Source organism: Tardiphaga sp. 866_E4_N1_4 (genome assembly GCF_052076075.1).
GTDB classification, from domain to species: domain Bacteria; phylum Pseudomonadota; class Alphaproteobacteria; order Rhizobiales; family Xanthobacteraceae; genus Tardiphaga; species Tardiphaga robiniae.
Map to the genome: position 1 here is coordinate 4,463,988 of NZ_CP197242.1, position 17,534 is coordinate 4,481,521.

At 62.9% G+C, this 17,534-nt stretch carries 16 protein-coding genes; 6 read left to right on the forward strand and 10 right to left on the reverse strand.

What is annotated here, in order from left to right:
- Positions 1-87: 87 nt before the first annotated feature.
- A complete protein-coding gene (locus AB8B20_RS21640; RefSeq protein ID WP_439073659.1) occupies positions 88-2,217 on the forward strand; it encodes an ATP-binding protein in 2,130 nt (709 codons plus the stop codon).
- 51 nt (positions 2,218-2,268) lie between these two features.
- Complete coding sequence (locus AB8B20_RS21645; protein ID WP_439073658.1) at positions 2,269-4,248, forward strand: ABC transporter ATP-binding protein/permease; 1,980 nt, start codon at positions 2,269-2,271, stop codon at positions 4,246-4,248.
- A 37-nt stretch (positions 4,249-4,285) separates the two neighbouring features.
- On the opposite strand, the gene AB8B20_RS21650 is transcribed toward AB8B20_RS21645, so the two are convergent.
- The gene (locus AB8B20_RS21650) at positions 4,286-4,672 is read right to left on the reverse strand and encodes an MAPEG family protein (protein ID WP_089266507.1); all 387 of its coding nucleotides are present in this window, start codon (positions 4,670-4,672) and stop codon (positions 4,286-4,288) included.
- 148 nt (positions 4,673-4,820) lie between these two features.
- Between AB8B20_RS21650 and AB8B20_RS21655 the strand changes: the two genes are divergently transcribed.
- The 3 genes from AB8B20_RS21655 to AB8B20_RS21665 all read left to right on the forward strand — a co-directional run bounded on the left by AB8B20_RS21655 (position 4,821) and on the right by AB8B20_RS21665 (position 7,784).
- Positions 4,821-5,306 (forward strand): pyridoxamine 5'-phosphate oxidase family protein, encoded by a 486-nt coding sequence (locus tag AB8B20_RS21655; RefSeq protein WP_089266897.1) that lies wholly within the window; start codon positions 4,821-4,823, stop codon positions 5,304-5,306.
- On the forward strand, positions 5,307-5,546 hold the full coding sequence (locus AB8B20_RS21660; protein WP_439073657.1) for a hypothetical protein: 240 nt from the start codon (positions 5,307-5,309) through the stop codon (positions 5,544-5,546).
- 198 nt (positions 5,547-5,744) lie between these two features.
- The gene (locus AB8B20_RS21665) at positions 5,745-7,784 is read left to right on the forward strand and encodes an OmpA family protein (RefSeq protein WP_441253332.1); all 2,040 of its coding nucleotides are present in this window, start codon (positions 5,745-5,747) and stop codon (positions 7,782-7,784) included.
- Positions 7,785-7,909: 125 nt separating this feature from the next.
- Here the strand turns inward: AB8B20_RS21665 and AB8B20_RS21670 are convergent, their stop codons facing one another.
- From AB8B20_RS21670 to AB8B20_RS21700, 7 genes are all read right to left on the reverse strand, one after another.
- Entirely contained in the window at positions 7,910-9,664 is a 1,755-nt protein-coding gene (locus AB8B20_RS21670) for an alkaline phosphatase (RefSeq protein WP_439073655.1), read from the reverse strand.
- 118 nt (positions 9,665-9,782) lie between these two features.
- The gene (gene argG, locus AB8B20_RS21675) at positions 9,783-11,120 is read right to left on the reverse strand and encodes an argininosuccinate synthase (protein ID WP_439073654.1); all 1,338 of its coding nucleotides are present in this window, start codon (positions 11,118-11,120) and stop codon (positions 9,783-9,785) included.
- Between the two features lie 84 nt (positions 11,121-11,204).
- Entirely contained in the window at positions 11,205-12,005 is an 801-nt protein-coding gene (locus tag AB8B20_RS21680; RefSeq protein ID WP_439073653.1) for a phosphatase PAP2 family protein, read from the reverse strand.
- Between the two features lie 69 nt (positions 12,006-12,074).
- The gene (locus tag AB8B20_RS21685; protein WP_439073652.1) at positions 12,075-12,527 is read right to left on the reverse strand and encodes a hypothetical protein; all 453 of its coding nucleotides are present in this window, start codon (positions 12,525-12,527) and stop codon (positions 12,075-12,077) included.
- A gap of 2 nt (positions 12,528-12,529) precedes the next feature.
- Positions 12,530-13,708, reverse strand: a complete 1,179-nt coding sequence (gene rlmN / locus AB8B20_RS21690) for a 23S rRNA (adenine(2503)-C(2))-methyltransferase RlmN (RefSeq protein ID WP_089266898.1) — start codon at positions 13,706-13,708, stop codon at positions 12,530-12,532.
- A 203-nt stretch (positions 13,709-13,911) separates the two neighbouring features.
- Entirely contained in the window at positions 13,912-14,529 is a 618-nt protein-coding gene (locus AB8B20_RS21695; RefSeq protein ID WP_176454685.1) for an invasion associated locus B family protein, read from the reverse strand.
- Between the two features lie 202 nt (positions 14,530-14,731).
- Entirely contained in the window at positions 14,732-15,571 is an 840-nt protein-coding gene (locus AB8B20_RS21700; RefSeq protein WP_439073651.1) for an SDR family oxidoreductase, read from the reverse strand.
- Positions 15,572-15,690: 119 nt separating this feature from the next.
- On the opposite strand from AB8B20_RS21700, the gene AB8B20_RS21705 reads away from it, so the two are divergent.
- Positions 15,691-16,665: an NADPH:quinone oxidoreductase family protein gene (locus tag AB8B20_RS21705; RefSeq protein ID WP_439073649.1), complete on the forward strand. Its 975-nt coding sequence runs from the start codon at positions 15,691-15,693 to the stop codon at positions 16,663-16,665.
- A gap of 21 nt (positions 16,666-16,686) precedes the next feature.
- Here AB8B20_RS21705 and AB8B20_RS21710 read toward each other — a convergent pair whose 3' ends face one another.
- Together AB8B20_RS21710 and AB8B20_RS21715 are read right to left on the reverse strand one after the other, a co-directional pair.
- Positions 16,687-17,070, reverse strand: a complete 384-nt coding sequence (locus AB8B20_RS21710; protein ID WP_120287796.1) for a YkvA family protein — start codon at positions 17,068-17,070, stop codon at positions 16,687-16,689.
- 81 nt (positions 17,071-17,151) lie between these two features.
- Complete coding sequence (locus tag AB8B20_RS21715) at positions 17,152-17,475, reverse strand: 4a-hydroxytetrahydrobiopterin dehydratase (RefSeq protein ID WP_256461208.1); 324 nt, start codon at positions 17,473-17,475, stop codon at positions 17,152-17,154.
- Positions 17,476-17,534: the final 59 nt, after the last annotated feature.

A 17,534-nucleotide genomic window follows, 5' to 3' on the forward strand; every position in this document is an offset into this window, starting at 1 on the left:
CTCCTCCGCCCACGGCGGGTTCCCGCCCGCGGAGCGGTTGGTGAGACACCGCCCTTGCGCTAGACTGCAGGGAGTCGGGCAGGTGCTGTGAAGACCGAACACCAAAATTCGTTGAGAACGCTGCAATGGATGATGGCTGCATCGCTGGCCCTTCCGCTTGCACTGTTTCTGTTCGCGGCGGCGACGTCGTGGGTGTCGACGCGCGAGATCGCCGACCGCGAGATCGAGCGCGCGCTCGATGTGGCGCATGAACACGCTTTAAAGGTGTTCGAGACGATCGACCGCAGCCTGTCGGAAATGAACGAGATCGTACGCGGTAAATCCGACGACGAGCTGCGTGCGCAATCGGACCGGATGGCGGGCCGGCTGAAGCAGCTCACCGATGCGCTGCCGCAACTGAAGTCGGTCTGGGTGTTCGACAATAAAGGCCGGGCGCTGGTCAACAGTCTGGATCTGACGCTGCCGGATCTCGATTTCTCTGATCGCGATTACTACAGGGTCCATATCGCAGGTAATGCCGGCACGTTTATCGGTCAATCATTGTTGCCGCGCCCGCCCTATCAAGGCGCTCCGTTCTTTGGCGTGAGTCGCAGGCGGGTCTCGGCCGATGGCAGCTTCACCGGCGTGGTGCAGGCCTCTGTCTTTCCGGAATATTTCGATCGTTTCTATGCGCGTATCGGCCACGATGCCGGGAGCTTCTTTGCGCTTGGTCTCACCGATGGTTCGATCCTGGCACGTTATCCGCAGCTCGATCGTGAGGTGCGTCTCGATCCCAAGGGGCCCGTGGGCCGCACCTTGTCGGCCCATCCTGCTGGAGGACTGGTCACGCTTGTCTCGCCCGGCGACAATGTCGAGCGCCGTATCGGCTATCAGCAGCTCGCCGGCTATCCGGTCTATGTCGCGGCAGGTCTTGAGACGTCAGCGATCCGTGCGCGCTGGCTGCGCACCATCAGCTATCATCTGATCTTCGGCGTTCCTGCGACGGCATTGCTGTTCCTGTTGCTGGCATTCGCGATCCGTCGCACCCGCCGGCTCAATTTCGAAGCGATGAAACGGCGTGAGGCCGAAGAAGCGCTGAAACATGGCCAGCGGCTCGAAGCACTCGGCCAGTTGACTGGCGGCGTTGCGCATGACTTCAACAATCTGCTCACCGTGATCCGTTCGTCAGTCGATTTGCTGCAACGACCCGATCTCTCGCCGGATCGTCGTGCCCGCTACATTGCAGCGATCTCCGAAACCGTGAATCGCGCCGCCAAGCTGACGGCGCAATTGCTGGCTTTTGCGCGGCGCCAGACGCTGAAACCTGAAGTATTCGACGTCGGCCAATGCGTGCATTCGGTGAGCGAGATCATCGGCACGCTGACGGGGGCGCCCATCGAAATTATGACCCATGTGCCCGATGAGGCGTTGTTCGTAGATGCCGATATCGGTCAGTTCGAAACCGCGTTGATCAACATCGCGGTTAACGCGCGCGATGCCATGGCGGGCGAGGGGCGGCTGACGATCGCCGTCAGCGCGGCAGAGCAAGTCCCCGTTGCGCTTGCCCTGAGGTCTGACGGCTATGTGGCGATCTCAGTATCCGACACCGGCAGCGGTATTCCTGCCGATCAGTTCGAGCACATCTTCGAGCCATTCTATACGACCAAGGAAGTCGGGCAGGGCACAGGCCTCGGACTTTCGCAGGTGTTCGGCTTTGCCAAACAATCCGGCGGTGAGGTCGTGGTCGCCAGCGAAGTCGGCAAGGGCAGCACTTTCACGCTTTATCTGCCGCGCGTCTCCGGCGACAGCATCGCGCCGGCGCTGTCGGCGAGCGAAGCGCCCGTCGTCGATGGCCACGGCATGTCGGTGCTGGTGGTGGAGGACAATCGCGACGTCGGGACTTTTGCGACCGATGCGCTGAGCGAGCTTGGCTACACCACGGTGTTGCGGCCGAACGCTCAGGAAGCGCTCGTCGAACTCGCCCGTCATGCCACGCACTATGACGTCGTGTTCTCCGATGTCGTGATGCCTGGAATGACCGGCATCGAACTGGCGCAGGAGATTCGAAAACTCTATCCGGATCTGCCGGTGGTGCTGACCTCCGGCTACAGTCATGTGCTGGCGCAGAACGGCACCTTCGGGTTCGAGCTGCTGCATAAGCCCTATTCCATCGAGCAATTGTCGCGGGTGCTCAGCAAGGCCGGCACCTGGCGCAAGGCCCAGCGCGAGGCTGTCTGAGCCGCCTGGGAACTCCAAGGAACCTTTTGATTTCCTTGGCGTTATCGCGCCATGAGCAAACATTCAGTTAACGAAGCCAAGCCCGCACCCGCATCCGACGCGTCCGATGTGAAGGGGCCGATTGTCGGGGTCGTTGGCGAGGACGGCAAGCATATCGAGCCGCCGCCGCCTGTCGTCGTGGAGCCCGATCCGGACCTGACGCCGGAAGAGGCCGAGCAGGCACGCAAGGACTATCTGCTGACGCGATTCTGGATCAGCGCGCGTGGCTTCTGGGGCAAGTCGGGCGACAGACTAGCCTGGGTGTTCTCGGTCGGGCTGCTGCTGCTCATCGTCGCCAATGTGGCGTTTCAATACGGCATCAATGTCTGGAACCGCGCCATCTTCGACGCCATCGAGAAACGCGATGCGGCCAGCGTGTTTCATCTCACCGGCGTGTTCTTTCCGCTCGCCATCGGCAGCGTGCTCCTTGGCGTCGCGCAGGTCTATGGCCGCATGGGCATCCAGCGTCGCTGGCGCGCATGGCTGACCAATTCTGTGGTGTCGCGCTGGCTCACCAGCGGCCGCTATTATCAGCTCAATCTTGTCGGCGGCGATCACCAGAATCCCGAATATCGGATCGCCGAGGATCTGCGCATCGCGACCGACTCGCCCGTCGACTTCGTCTCCGGCGTCATCGCGGCATTTCTCTCCGCTACCACCTTCATCGTCGTGCTGTGGACCATCGGCGGCGCGCTGACGCTGACTTTGGGCGGCAGTCTCATCACCATTCCCGGTTTCCTCGTCATTGCCGCGATCATCTATGCGGCCATTGCGTCCGGCTCGATCATGGTGATCGGCCGGCGTTTCGTGCAGATTTCCGAGGACAAAAACCAGGCCGAGGCGGAGTATCGTTATGCGCTTACCCGCGTGCGCGAAAACGGCGAGAGCATCGCACTGCTCGGTGGCGAGGAAGAAGAGCGCGACGGCATCGACAAGACCTTCGGCAATGTCCTCAGGCAATGGGCACGTCTCGCCGGACAGCATATGCGTACCACGTTGGTGTCGCAGGGCTCGAGCCTGATCGCGCCCGTCGTACCGCTGTTGCTGTGCGCGCCGAAGTTTCTCGACGGCAGCATGTCACTCGGTCAGGTCATGCAGGCGGCGTCTGCCTTCACCATCGTGCAAAGCGCATTCGGCTGGCTGGTCGACAACTATCCGCGCCTTGCCGACTGGAACGCCTGCGCGCGCCGGATCGCCTCGCTGATGATGTCGCTGGACGGCCTCGAACGCGCTGAACTCGGCGACGGTATCGGTCGTATCAAGCGCGGCGAAACGACGGATGAGACGATGCTGAGCCTGCATGATCTCTCCGTGACGCTCGACGACGGCACTGCCGTCGTCGGCGATGCCGAAGTGAAGATCGAGCCTGGCGAACGTCTGCTTGTCGCGGGCGAGTCCGGCACCGGCAAAAGCACGCTGGTGCGTGCCATTGCGGGCCTGTGGCCATGGGGCGGCGGTAGCGTCAATTTCCATCCGGACCGGAGGCTCTTCATGTTGCCACAGAAGCCCTATGTGCCGTCAGGCACCTTGCGCCGCGCAGCCGCCTATCCCGCGGCGTCGGAAGACTGGACCGTCGAGCAGATCGGCGAGGCCCTCGACAAGGTCGGGCTCGGCCATCTCAAAGAGAAGATCGAGGAGGATGCGCCGTGGGACCAGACACTGTCCGGCGGCGAGAAGCAACGTCTCGCTTTCGCACGGCTCTTTTTGCACCGCCCTGATATCATTGTGCTGGACGAAGCGACCTCGGCGCTGGACGCGAAGAGCCAGGACAAGATGATGGAGCTGCTCACCAAGGAGCTGCCCAACGCCACAGTGGTATCTGTCGCGCATCGCGTCGAGCTTGAAGCCTTCCACAGCCGCAAGATCGTGCTGGAGCGCCGCAAGGGCGGCGCCAAGCTGGTCAGCGACATCGATCTCATCCCGCGCAAGGGTAAGCGCCGTCTGCTCGGCCGCTTCCTGCGCCAGCGCAAGCCGGCCAGGAGCGCGGCGTGATACCAGGCGCTATGAGGCGCTTGCTGCGTGTTTCAACTTAGAAGAAGTTGATCTTCAGCGCCGGCGACAGGAAGATCGCGATATTGGCGAAGAGGCCGCCGGCATAGGCGGCTGAGCGCAGCGACGATTTATCCGCGATGTACAGCAGCGCGTGCGCAATCCGAAACGCAAGATAGAGAGCGGCCAGCACGCTTACGGTCGTCGCCGATGCGCCAAAATTCAACGCTGCGACGACCGAGACTGCGTAGAACGGGAAGCTCTCGAAGGCATTCTGGTGCGCAGCATAGGCGCGGCGTTTGGCACCTGAGAGGTTCTCGGCGCTGTCGCGCGGCGCGCTGTTATCGCGCGATCCCGCTTTGGCATAACCAATAATGATCAGCGGCAGCAGTGCAGCAATCAGAATGCTCCAATAGGCGAACGGCATCGAAATCCCCCAGGTCAAATAGTATGGCCAAACTGCGTCTTGATGGGCGGTTCCTGTTCCGCTGTCAAACCCGCCTTCATCCGGCTCGTTGTCGCGGAACATCGCATCGATCGCGCCGTTGTTAGTTCAGCCCCAAGGGAGACAGATGATGGCCAATGACAATACCCGTGATATCGAACGTGCCTGGGAATTGATGAAGAAGATCGGCTTCGCCATGTTGGTGACGCATGATGGCGACAAGCTGCGAGCGCGCCCGATGGCTGCCTATGTGGATCGCGAAGCCGATGCGGTCTACTTCCTCAGCGATGCGCGCAGACACAAGGATGATGAGATCAAGCGCAATCCGAACGTGAATCTCTCTTTCGCAGATGCGAGCGATCAGAAGTATGTCTCGGTGAGCGGCACTGCTGCCGTCTCGAACGATCGCGCCAAGATCAAGGAGCTGTTCACCACCTCCGCAAAGGCGTGGTGGGACAGCGCGGAAGATCCGAATATTCGTGTGCTGAAGTTCACGCCTGACGATGCCGAGTTCTGGGACTCGCCGGGCACTGTGATCAGCTATGTGAAGATGGCCGCTGCGGCTGTGACTGGTACGCGTCCGGACATCGGCACCAACCGTAAGGTCGCAATCTAGATGCCTAAAGACGATTCACCCGGCATCGATGCCGTCGAGGATCCGCCGATCAAGCCCGGTCAACCCTCCGAACCGCCGCAGGAGAGCCCGCCGGGCAATCCGCGGCCCGAGGTACCGCCGCCGGTGCGCGATCCCGGTGAGCCGTCGCGACCCGAAGAGCTACCTGGAGATGTGCCAGATGAGATGCCGGTGCCAAATCCTGATATCAATCCAGGTCAGCAACCGCCTGCAGTGATGTAGCGAACTACAGATCGATGGCCTGAACGCGCAATGAACAAAGCGCGTTTGGGCCATTGTCGTGTCGAAAATAAAAACGAATTTGCATTTGCCTGTCGCCACATTCCGGCCCAATGCATATCAGTTGATCAATATGCCGATTTGTTCGGCCGACAAAAATCAGTTTGTTGAAGATCCTTATCCGGGGGCCCAAGGTCTATCATGACAAAACTTCGTCTCGTATTGCTGGCCACGACGACGCTCGGCGTTGCGCATATCGCAGCGACCGCTGCTTATGCGTCGAATGTCGATGCGCCGATCGTGCTCGCGCAGGCCGCACCTGCTGCGCCTGAAGGTGAGCCCAAGGCTCCCCCGAAGGCACCACCCAAGGCTCCGCCAGCTGCTGCGCCTCCCGCCGCTGCGCCGCCAGCCGCACGCCCTGCGCCGCCGCCACCGCCGCCGGCTCCCCCTGCTGCGCGTCCCGCGCCTCCGGCACCCCCTGCTGCGCCGCCGCCTGCGGCCGCACCTCCGCGCCCGACACCGCCGCCACCCCCACCACCTGCGGCCGCTCCGCCGCCGCGCCCAGCTCCGCCGCCGGCTCCCGTCGCGCCTCCGGCCCCGCGCGCCGCACCTCCAGCGCCCACCGCTGCGCCTGTAGCTCCGTCAGCGCCAACGCCGCCCGCTGCGCGTCCCGAACGTCGCGAGCCCGGCGAAGGACGTCCTGAGCGCCGTGAACCCGGTGCAACGCCGCCGGCCGGCGCACGTCCCGCGCCTGCAACGCCACCAGCCGCGGCGCCGGCGACACCGCCTGCAGCAACTCCGCCTGCCGCGCGTCCGGCACCCGCTGCTGCGCCGACACCGGCTCCAACACCGGCGACGCCGCCAGCGGCTGCGACTCCCCCTGCGGCAACGCCTCCTGCAGCAGCACCGGCGCCGTCGGCAGCTCCGGCTGCGCCGGGCACACCGCCTGCTGCGGGTGCGCCTCCGTCTGGTCGCCCCGGTGGCCCTGATGGCCGTGGTCCTGACGGACGAGGTTCGGATGGCCGCCGTGGTCCTCCTGGTGGTCCGGGCGCAGGCGCGCCCGGTGCACCCGGTACGCCGCCCAACGCTGCTGCGCCCGGTGTCACGCCGAACGCTACGGCGCCCGCCGCTGCGCCGCCCACGAGCACTGCTGCACCTCTCGTGGTCGCCCCCGGTGGCGGCAATATCAAGGTCGTGCAGCCGCCCGCACCGACCGTGACGGCACCGATCCCTCAGGCGCCGCCGCCAGCAGCAGCGCTGACGCCGATCGCACCGGGCGCTGCCCCCCAGGGGCCGCGCAACATGGGCGATTTCCGCGGCCAGCGCAGCGAGCGCCAGGAAGGTGGTCGCACGATCATCACCGAGCCTGGACGCATCATCGTGCAGGATCCGAGCGGTCAGTCGTTCATCCGCCACAACGAGGTCGATCGCTTCCGCTACGGCGCGCGTGACATCCGTACGGATCGGGTCGGCGGTGAGGACCGGACCATCGTGATCCGTCCCGACGGTTCGCAGATCATCACGGTGGTCGGCCGCGACGGCCAGCTGCTACGGCGTATCCGCAGGGATCGTGAGGGACGCGAGATCATCATTATCGATAACTCGTTCCGCGGTCCGCGTGGCCCCGGCGGTCCGGGTGGACTTGGCTTCTATGTCGATTTGCCGCCGCCGATGATCCGGATTCCGCAGAACCGTTACATCGTCGACTACGATCAGGCCTCGCCCGATCTTGTCTACGATACGCTGATCGCGCCTCCGGTGGATCGCATCGAGCGCCGCTATACGCTCGATGAAATCCGCTACAGCCCGATGGTGCGCCAGCGCATGCCGTCGATCGATCTGGACTCGATCAACTTCGAACTTGGCTCGTGGGATATCCCGCCGGATCAGGCCTCGAAGCTGCAGGTGATCGCAGATGGTCTCAACCGGGCGATCTCGCGCAATCCACGAGCGGTGTTCCTGATCGAGGGTCACACCGATGCGGTCGGCTCCGACGTCGACAATCTGTCGCTGTCGGATCGCCGCGCCCAGTCGGCGGCAGAATTGCTCACCCAGCAATTCCAGGTGCCGGCGGAAAACCTGACGTCGCAGGGTTATGGCGAGCAGTATCTGAAGATCCAGACCGACGGTCCGGAGCGCCAGAACCGCCGCGTCACGATTCGCAACATCACGCCGCTGTTGAACGGCGGTCAGGCTTCGCTGCCCCCGCCGCCTCCGGGCACGGCACCGCCGCGTCGCTGAGCGGTTTGATATGAAAGAAAATGGCCGGGAGCGATCCCGGCCATTTTTGTTTTGATAGTACGCTGCTGCCAATGGCTTCCCTCCCCATTGCGCGGCTGAGCCGCTTGAGGGAGGGAAAGACGCTACTACTTCGCCGCCAATCCCAACGCATCCGCCATCACGCGAAACACTTCCGTATTGTCCATCGAACCCTTCACACGGTCGCTGCCGGGGCCGGTGGCGGTGAGGATTACGTCCTCGCCGGAATGCGCGCTGGCGCCCATCATTGCCGGCAGGTTGCCGAGCCGCAGCATACTGCCCGGCGCATTCTTGTATTTCTCGTTGGCCTTGAAGGTACCGGGCTCGTCGCCCTTCTCGGTCGGATCGTTGGGGTTGTCGAGCTTCGGCCGCAGCGTCTCATAGTGGTCGGGCAGGCTGGCCGACATGATCGCGAGCCGCCGGCTGACATCGATGCGCGATGGATAGCCTTCGGCATCCGGCGCGGGATAGTTCGGGAAGCCGGCCTTCTCATAGACGCCAAGCCGTTCGCGCAGCGGCAGGTTTGACTCCTTGCTCATGTCGTCATTGACGGTGCCGACGAGGCTGTTGGGATGGCTGTGGTCGGAGACGACGAGGATGAGCGTGTCGTCGCCGCGCTTGGCCGCCCAGTCGCGGGCGAGCTTCACGGCATTGTCGAGCATGATGACGTCATAGACGGCGCGGTCCATGTCGAGCAGATGGGCGTATTTGTCGATCAGGCCCGACTCGACCATCAGGAAGAAGCCGTTGTCGTTGCGCGACAGGATCTTGAGCGCGCCATGCACCTGCTCGGTCAAATCAGGCTGCTGCGGAAATTTCTTCACGCCGCCGCCGCCGAGAAACTTGCGGTCCAGCACGCCGTCCATATTGCCAGGCGTGAAAAGTCCAAGCAGCTTGCGCGTCTCCGGCTTCTTGGCGAGGCCGTTCAGTTCGGGCGCCGTGGTCGCCACCGAATAACCGGCATCGCGGAAGCGTGCGACATAGTCGACGTCATCCTTGCGCTTCGATGTCGCGGCCGCCTGCGGCAGGAAATTCGCTGCGCCGCCGCCCATCAACACGTCCGGCCTGGCGGCAAAGAACTGCGCGACGATCTCGTCATAGGCCGCGCGGCGGCGGGTATGCGCGATCATCGCGGCGGGTGTCGCGTCCTCGACCTCGGTATTGGTGACAATGCCGATCGCCAGATCGAGCTTGCGCTTCGCGAGGCTGGTGATGGTTTCGACCTGCGGATCGTCGAACACATTCGCGGTGCGATCCGCATAGACGCCCATCGCATTGGTTGCGGTCTTGTGGCCGGTGGCATAGGCGCTGGCTGAATTCGCGGAATCGGTAATGATGGAGTCGGAGCCCGCCGTTGCCACCATCGCCATATGCGGCATGTTGTCCATCGCGAGCTTGCCGCGGCTCTTGCCTTCGGTGATGCCCTTCGAAAGAATTCTGGCGCCGACGCGGTGCGCCAGCGACATGCCGTCGCCGATGAACAGGATCACATTCTTCGCCTTGCGCGGGCCGGTATCGTAGACGTTCCACATCACCGCGCGGCTGCGCACGCCGTCGCTGACTTCGATCTTGTAAGTCCCGGCTTTGTCGAGCGTTACGTCGCGCAGCAGTAGCGCGGACTGATCCTTGCCGTCTTCCTTCGCGATGTAGTCCGCGGTCTTGCCGAACGCCGCAGTCTGGTCGGTGCCGTTGATCGTCACCTTGATATCGGCGGCCTGAATGAGTTCGGGAAACTCGACCTTGAAGTCGAATTTCGCGCCCGCAAGGATATCAGCGCGGTCGAGCGGATAGATCGTCTGTGCGCAGATTGGCGCGCTCATGAAAAAAGCCGCAAACGCGGCCAGCAACGACGTGTTTCTCATGGTGGACGTCCCGAGCGAGAGCCTGCGTGAGGCGATGTCCTTCCAATATAACGGCCGGATGACGTGACGACGACATCCGGCCGTTTGATCTTATAGTTCGAGCGTCTCCGCCGCGCCCTCAGCTCTTGTCGTTGTCCAGCTTCGGAATGTTCGAACCCTCGCCGGCCGACAGCAGGCCCGTCTTCGCATAGAGATCCAGCTTGGCGCGAGTATCGGTGATGTCGAGGTTGCGCATGGTGAGCTGGCCGATCCGGTCTGCGGGGGTAAACGGCGCATCCTCGACCTTCTCCATGCTCAGCCGCTCCGGCGCGTAGGTCAGGTTGGGGCTCTGGGTGTTCAGGATCGAGTAGTCATTGCCGCGGCGCAGTTCGAGCGTCACTTCGCCGGTGATCGCACGCGCGACCCAGCGCTGCGCCGTCTCGCGCAGCATCAAGGCCTGGGAATCGAACCAGCGACCCTGATAGAGCAGCCGGCCGAGCCGCATACCGCTGATGCGGTATTGCTCGATGGTGTCTTCGTTGTGGATACCGGTGACGAGGCGCTCATAGGCGATGTGGAGCAGCGCCATGCCGGGCGCTTCATAGATGCCGCGGCTCTTCGCCTCGATGATGCGGTTCTCGATCTGGTCACTCATGCCGAGGCCATGGCGGCCACCGATCACATTGGCCTCGAGGAACAGCGCGACAGGATCGGTGAAGGTCTGTTCGTTTAGCGCAACGGGCTGGCCATCCACAAACCGCACCACGACCTTCTCGGCCTTGACGGCGCAGTCGTCGCGCCAGAACGGCACGCCCATGATCGGGTTGACGATCTTGATGCCGCTGTCGAGCTGTTCGAGATCCTTGGCCTCATGCGTCGCGCCGAGCAGATTGCTGTCGGTTGAATACGCCTTTTCGGCTGACATCTTGTAGGCGAAGCCGTGGGTGGTCATGAAGGCCGACATTTCGGCGCGGCCGCCCAGTTCGTCGATGAATTGATCGTCGAGCCAGGGCTTGTAGATCTTCAGGTCCGGATTGGTCAGCAGTCCGTAGCGGTAGAACCGCTCGATATCGTTGCCCTTATAGGTCGAGCCGTCGCCCCAGATATTGACGCCGTCTTCCTTCATGGCCGAGACCAGCATCGTGCCGGTGACGGCGCGCCCGAGCGGCGTGGTGTTGAAATAGGCGATGCCGCCGGTCGAGACATGGAACGCGCCGGATTGAATCGCGGCAATGCCTTCGTGAACGAGTTGCGAGCGGCAATCGACGAGGCGCGCCTTCTCGGCGCCGAACTCCATCGCCTTGCGCGGAATCTCGTCGTAGTCAGCTTCGTCAGGCTGGCCGAGATTGGCGGTGTAGGCAAAGACCTTGGCGCCCTTCTGCTTCATCCAGAGCAGCGCCGCTGACGTGTCGAGGCCGCCGGAGAAAGCGATGCCGACGTTTTTGCCCTTGGGCAGGCTCTTCAAGATCGTGGTCATGGAACGTCCAATCGGGGCAGTTTCTGCGGCCAGCGATAGCCCGGCCGGGCAAAGCGCGTCAACGCGGCATCCGCTTGAGGCCGCTCAATCGTGGTGCTGCTCGGTGATCCGGTTGACGAAAGACGGCTTTGGCTGCCGCCCGATCATGCGCAGCCGCCAGCGATAGCCGGGCCAGGCGATCCTGGTCAGCCAGCGATCGACGTCCTCATCCGTCATCCGGGTCGAGGGCCAGCGGTAAATCCATCCGTGAATCAACCAGATAACCAGGAACGACACGAGGCCGGCGATGGTCACGTCGGTAAAGAAATGGCCGCCGAAGGCCATCCGCCAGCCCGAGGTGGCGATTCCGAACACCGTCGCTGCCACATAGGCGTAGGGCCGCACCGAGGGCGGCGCGAGCGCGGCCGGAGCATAGGTCCAGAACGCCGTGGCGCCCTCACCCGAGAAGAACGAGCAGTTGCGGCCGCATTGGCCGGTCGGATCCCACCAGGCCTTGTATTGCCAGGGGCCATTGAATTCGGAGACCATCACCGGCCGCGGGCGGCCCCAGAAGGTCTTGAAGGTCAGATTGGTCAGGACCCCGGCCGACATCAGCATGGTGAGGATCAGGAAGGCCATGGTGCGGCCCTTCACCAGCAGTGGCCGGTTCGGCCAGATCAGCTTCACGATCAGCGCGAGGATCGAGGGCGCGACAAAGGCCCATGCGATCCACATCGCCGCATCGCGGGCGAACTGCGCGTAGGGCAGCGACGTCGTGGGGAAGCGTCTGGTCTCGGGATCGTAGAACAGTGCCGCGAGCTTGAGGTCGAGGTCGGGCCAGACTCCGAAGATAATGGCAATGGCGGCAAACAGCCCAAGCGCGATGAGGAGTCCGGTCCGGTTCATGGCGGGCGGTTTAACCGAGGCAGGAGTTGAAGGAAAGGCAGTGCACTAGGGGCCGGCCGCGACATCGGGCTACGGTGGTGCGCGCCGTGGCTGCCGCCAGGCGCCGGCATTGCGGCCCGCGATCACCCAGTAGATCAGTCCGGCAACGATACCCGCGCCGGTCATCACTTCGAGGTGCCGCCGCACAATGCCGTCGAAGCTCATGGTGGCGGGGTCGTAGGGGATCAGACCGAGATAGCAGGCGAGACCGACTGCCGCGCCGCCGAGTGCATAGACGATGACGCTGCGAATATAGAAAGCCTCGGTGATGAGGACGACGAGCATCGCCGGGATCAGCGCAAAGCCGCTGATGAAGATAAAGCCGAAGCCGAGCAGGATGTTGATCGTGTTCGGGTCGATGACGCCGGTATCGAGCGCGCTGAGTTCCGGAAACAGGATCGAGAACACCACGATGGCGCCGCCAACGAGACAGGCTGCGCAGAAGCCGAGAAAGATAACGAACAGGCGGCCGATCAGCGCCATCGTCAGTCCGTCATCGCCATCGCGCGCAAAGCCTGACGCTCACGCGCCGACAGTTTCTCGGTCTCCGACTTCAACTGGCCGCAAGCGGCGAGAATGTCGCGGCCGCGCGGCGTGCGCACCGGCGAGGAATAGCCGGCATTGAAGATATATTCGGAGAACTTCTCGATCTGGTCCCAGTCGGAACATTCGTAGCGGGTGCCGGGCCACGGATTGAACGGGATCAGATTGATCTTGGCATGGATGCCCTTGAGCATCTTGACCAGCAGCTTGGCGTCCTCGAGCGAGTCGTTAACGCCTTTCAGCATCACGTATTCGAAGGTGATGCGCCGCGCGTTCGACGCGCCGGGATAGTCGCGGCAGGCCTGCATCAGCTGTTCGAGTGGATATTTCTTGTTGAGCGGCACCAGCTCGTTGCGCAGCTCATCGCGTACTGCATGCAGCGAGATCGCCAGCATCACGCCGATCTCGTCGCCGGTGCGCTTGATGTTCGGCACCACGCCGGAGGTCGACAAAGTGATACGCCGTCGCGAAATGCCGATGCCTTCATTGTCCGACACGATCAGCAGCGCGTCGCGCACCGCATCGAAATTGTAGAGCGGCTCGCCCATGCCCATCATCACGATATTGGTGACGCGGCGGTTGCCGTCTGGCGTTTCCCTGTCGGCCCAGTCGTTGAGGCGGTCGCGGGCAACCATGATCTGGCCGACGATTTCGCCGGCCGTCAGGTTGCGCACCAGCCGCTGGGTACCGGTGTGGCAGAACGAGCAGTTCAGGGTGCAGCCGACCTGCGACGAGACGCAGAGCGTGCCGCGGTCGGTTTCGGGGATATAGACGCACTCGACCTCGTGGGCCTTCTCGCCGGCGGTACCTGAAGGCAGCCGCAGCAGCCATTTCCGGGTGCCGTCATTGGAGATCTGCTCGACCACGACCTCGGGCCGTGCCACCGTGAAATGCTTCTCGAGGTCTTCGCGCATGCCTTTGGAAATACTGGACATTTCGGCGAAGGTCTGGACGCCCCGGACATACATCCAGTGCCAGATCTGCTGCGTCCGCATCTTGCGCTGGGCCGGCGCCACGCCGATGGAACCGAGCTTTTCCGCGATTTCCGTGCGCGACAGGCCGATCAGGGACGGCTTGGCCAGCGGCACATAGGTCTCGGTGGCGATCTTCTCCAGCGGCATCTCGCCCGCGGGCAATGCGCGGGAAGCGTCGATGGCGGAGCCGGCCTCGGCTGAAACGGGGGTCATGGCGTTCGATCTATGATGTCGCGGGAAATCAGGCCTTAAACAGGCCGATCTCAAATAAGCTTTTCGCGCCCGAATGAAAAGGCGCGAAATGCGGCAATATTAACGGCGACAAGGATTTAGCCGGTGTTTGGCGGCAATTACCGCCGGCAATCCTGCGCCAGCCGGTCCAGCGCCTGGGCCAGGCCCTTCAGCGAAAACGTGTCGGTGGTCTCGGTGCCCTTGGCGGAGACGCCCTTCACGGTCACGTCGGCCGCCTTGCGCAGGGCTTCCACCATGCGCTCTTCTTCGGCGGCATTCTTGATCCAGAGCCCGTCGCCCTGCGTATACATCGCATAGCGCGCGCCGCCGACTTCCAGCGTGGACTCGGAGCCCGGCTTCAACTGATAGCCGATCATGATCGAGACTTCGTTGGTCACCTTCTCGGCCGGGCGGGTCGAGACGAAGGCGTAAGCGGGATCGCGCGGGCGGTTCGCCGGATTGGTCTTTGACGACGCCGGCTTGGCCAGAGCAAAGCAGACTTTCTTGCCGTTCGGTGTCGCGGTGTAGGCGCCCCACGAGCCGAACTGTCCGACCAGCGTGGGCTCGGCGCCACCCGCTGCAGCAGGCGCCGCGGCTGCTGGCTTTGCCGGTGTGGGCGCTGCCTTCGGTGCGGCGGCCTTGCCTTTCGATGCAGCGCTCTGCGCCTGCGCAAGATCGGAGATACCGACCATCGCTATACTCATCGACACAACTGTCAGGAATCGCCGCACGGACATCAAGTCTCGATCCTCTATCATTGTGACTGGAAGATGGCTCGCAACAAGACGGCTTTACCAAGACGATCTGGAATCGCTGACGTCACGATGTCTGCCATATCCGCAAATCGCTTTCTTGAAAAGGCAGACGCGACTCCCGCAAGGATAGCAGTCCTTGCCTTGCTGCGCGCTGACGGCGCAGGAGTCATCCTCAGTTTTCTGCTCAGTTTTTTGCACGCGCCGCACGCTGCGCTGCCCACTGCGCATCGCTCCACTGCAGCAGATCCTCTGCGCCAGATGCGCGCAGGTGTGCGCCCCCATCATGCACCACCATCTCGCCATTGATATAGCCGGCCTGATCGGAAATCAGGAAGCTTGCGAGATTTGCGAGCTCGCTGTGTTCGCCGACGCGGCCGAGCGGGTTCTGCGCCGCAGGGCCGCTGTCGCGTCCCTCGGGCCGCAGCTGCCCGATCGCGCCGGTGGTGGGGAACGGGCCGGGCGCGATCGCGACGGTGCGGATGCCTCTGGGTCCCCACTCCACCGCGAGCGACTTCGTCATTGCAAGGATTCCAGATTTGGCCATCGCCGATGGCACCGTGAAGGCGCGCCCGGTGATCGTGGATGTCGAGAGGATGCTCAGCACGACGCCCTTGTGGTGTCCTGCGATCCAGCGCCGTCCGGCTTCAAGGGTGCAATACATGGCGCCGTGCAGCGTCGGTGCGAGGATCGCATCGGCGGCGCGGGCAGAGAGGTGCTCGCTCTGTGCGATGAAGGTGGCCGCGGCATTGTTGACGAGGACGTCGAGTGGCCCGTCGCGCCAGATTGTCTCCATCATCGCCTCGACCGCCGCTGCGTCACGAATATCGCAGGTGAAGGTGCTGACCTTGGCGCTGAGATCGGTACGCAGTTGTGCTGCAGTTTGTTCGAGCTGTTCAAGTCGGCGACCGCAGATGATGAGCTCGGCACCCAGCTCCGCAAAGCGGCGACTCATGGACGCACCGAGGCCGGAACCGCCGCCGGTGACCAGAATGCGCTTGTTGGCGAGCAGCGTTGTTTCGAACATGGGACGGTTCCTCGGTTGGCCGCGTGGCGGAATTACCTTTTCTCGAATCAGATTGTAGCGCGCCGTCAAATCCGGCATGACTCCCTTCAACTGTCTCAAGCCGAAGGTCAGATGATCAGATGAAAGCCATTCTCTGCTCGCAATTTTGCGAACCCGATGATCTCGTTCTCGCCGATATCGATGATCCCGTTGCCGGTGACGGTCAGGTCGTTATCGCCATCAAGGCGGCGGCGCTGAATTTCTTCGACATCCTGATGATCCAGGGCAAATACCAGATCAAGCCGCCGTTCCCGTTCTCGCCGGCTGCGGAAGTCGCTGGTGTGATCGAGAGCATCGGCAGCGGCGTGACCGGCCTCAAGGTTGGTGACCGTGTGGTCGCATCTGTGGGCCACAATGGCGCCCGTGAAAAGATCGCGGTGCCTGCGGCATCCGCCGTGAAGATTCCCGACAATCTCGATTTCGATCGCGCTGCCGGCGTGATCATCACTTACGGCACGGCGCTGCATGCGCTGGAAGACCGCGCCAGCCCGAAGCCCGGCGAGACGCTGGCCGTGCTCGGCGCTGCGGGCGGCACTGGGCTCGCGGCCTGCGAACTCGGCAAGCTGCTCGGCCTCAAGGTCATCGCCTGCGCGTCGTCGGACGAGAAGCTGGAATTCGCCAAGAAGCACGGCGCGGATATTGGGCTGAACTACGCGACCGAAGATCTGAAGGAAGGTCTGAAGAAGCTGACGGACGGCAAGGGTGTCGACATCATCTTCGATCCGGTGGGTGGCAAATATGCCGAAGCCTCGCTGCGGGCTATCGCCTGGGAAGGCCGCTTCCTGGTGATTGGCTTCGCCGCCGGCGACATTCCGAAGATGCCGCTTAATCTAGCGCTGCTGAAGGGCTGCGACATTCGCGGCGTATTCTGGGGCGCCTGGGTACGGCAGAATCCCGCGAAGAACCGCGCCAATCTGGAAAAGCTGGTGAAGTGGGCCGCCGAAGGGAAGATCTCATCCCATGTCGACAGGACTTTCCCGTTGGCCAAGACAGCCGATGCGTTGAAGGTACTGGCAGGCCGTCAGGCCATGGGCAAAGTGATCCTTCATCCATAAACTGAATGAGGCGGACGCGGATTACGCGTCCGTTTCACCCTTCGCCAATCCACGTGCGATCGCCGCTCTGGCAGCCGCGCGATGGTCTTCGTTGATGTGGCTCGCCACCATGCGCAAGGCGGTGGCCAGCACCGCGGCATCATCAGTGAATCCCAGAACGGGCAGCATGTCCGGCACGAAATCGAATGGCAGCACGAAATACGCGATGGCGCCGAGCAGCGCCGCCTGGACATGGCGCGGTGTCTGCCGGTCGAAGGCGCAGTAGTAAGCCGCCAGCAAATCTTCGGCGAAAGGCAGCTTGACCGCCAGTCGCTTGAGCTTGTGCCAGAACTGCTTGCGTACGCTTTCGCGGTCTTTGGCCAGTTCATCGGCTGGCTCGAAGCCCACGCTGTGGTCGGTTGCCATCGGCAATGTCCTCACGGCTGCAGTTTGCAGCCTTTCCGGTAAATGGTGATCCGGCTCCGGCGTCGCAACATTCAGCAACGCTCAGGAGTGGCCGAGTTGCCCGGCGATGGTATTCATGGCCCTGGCCAGATCGACATCGCGCTTGGTGACGCCATCGGCGTCGTGGGTGGACAGTACTACCTCCACTGTCTTGTAAACATTGCGCCATTCCGGATGGTGGTCGCTCTTCTCGGCGACCAGAGCGACCCGCGCCATGAAACCGAAGGCCTCGTTGAAATCCTTGAACGTAAAGGTCCGGGCGATGGCATCGCGCCCGGAAACCTCGCTCCAGCCCGAGAGCTCCTTGAGCGCCGCCTTGCGGGCCTCGGCCGAGAGTCGTTCCACCATGCCAACCTCCTGCTTCACTTGAACTTTACTCTAACGCCCGGTGACACAGTTGGGATCCATGCCACAATAAGGCAGCA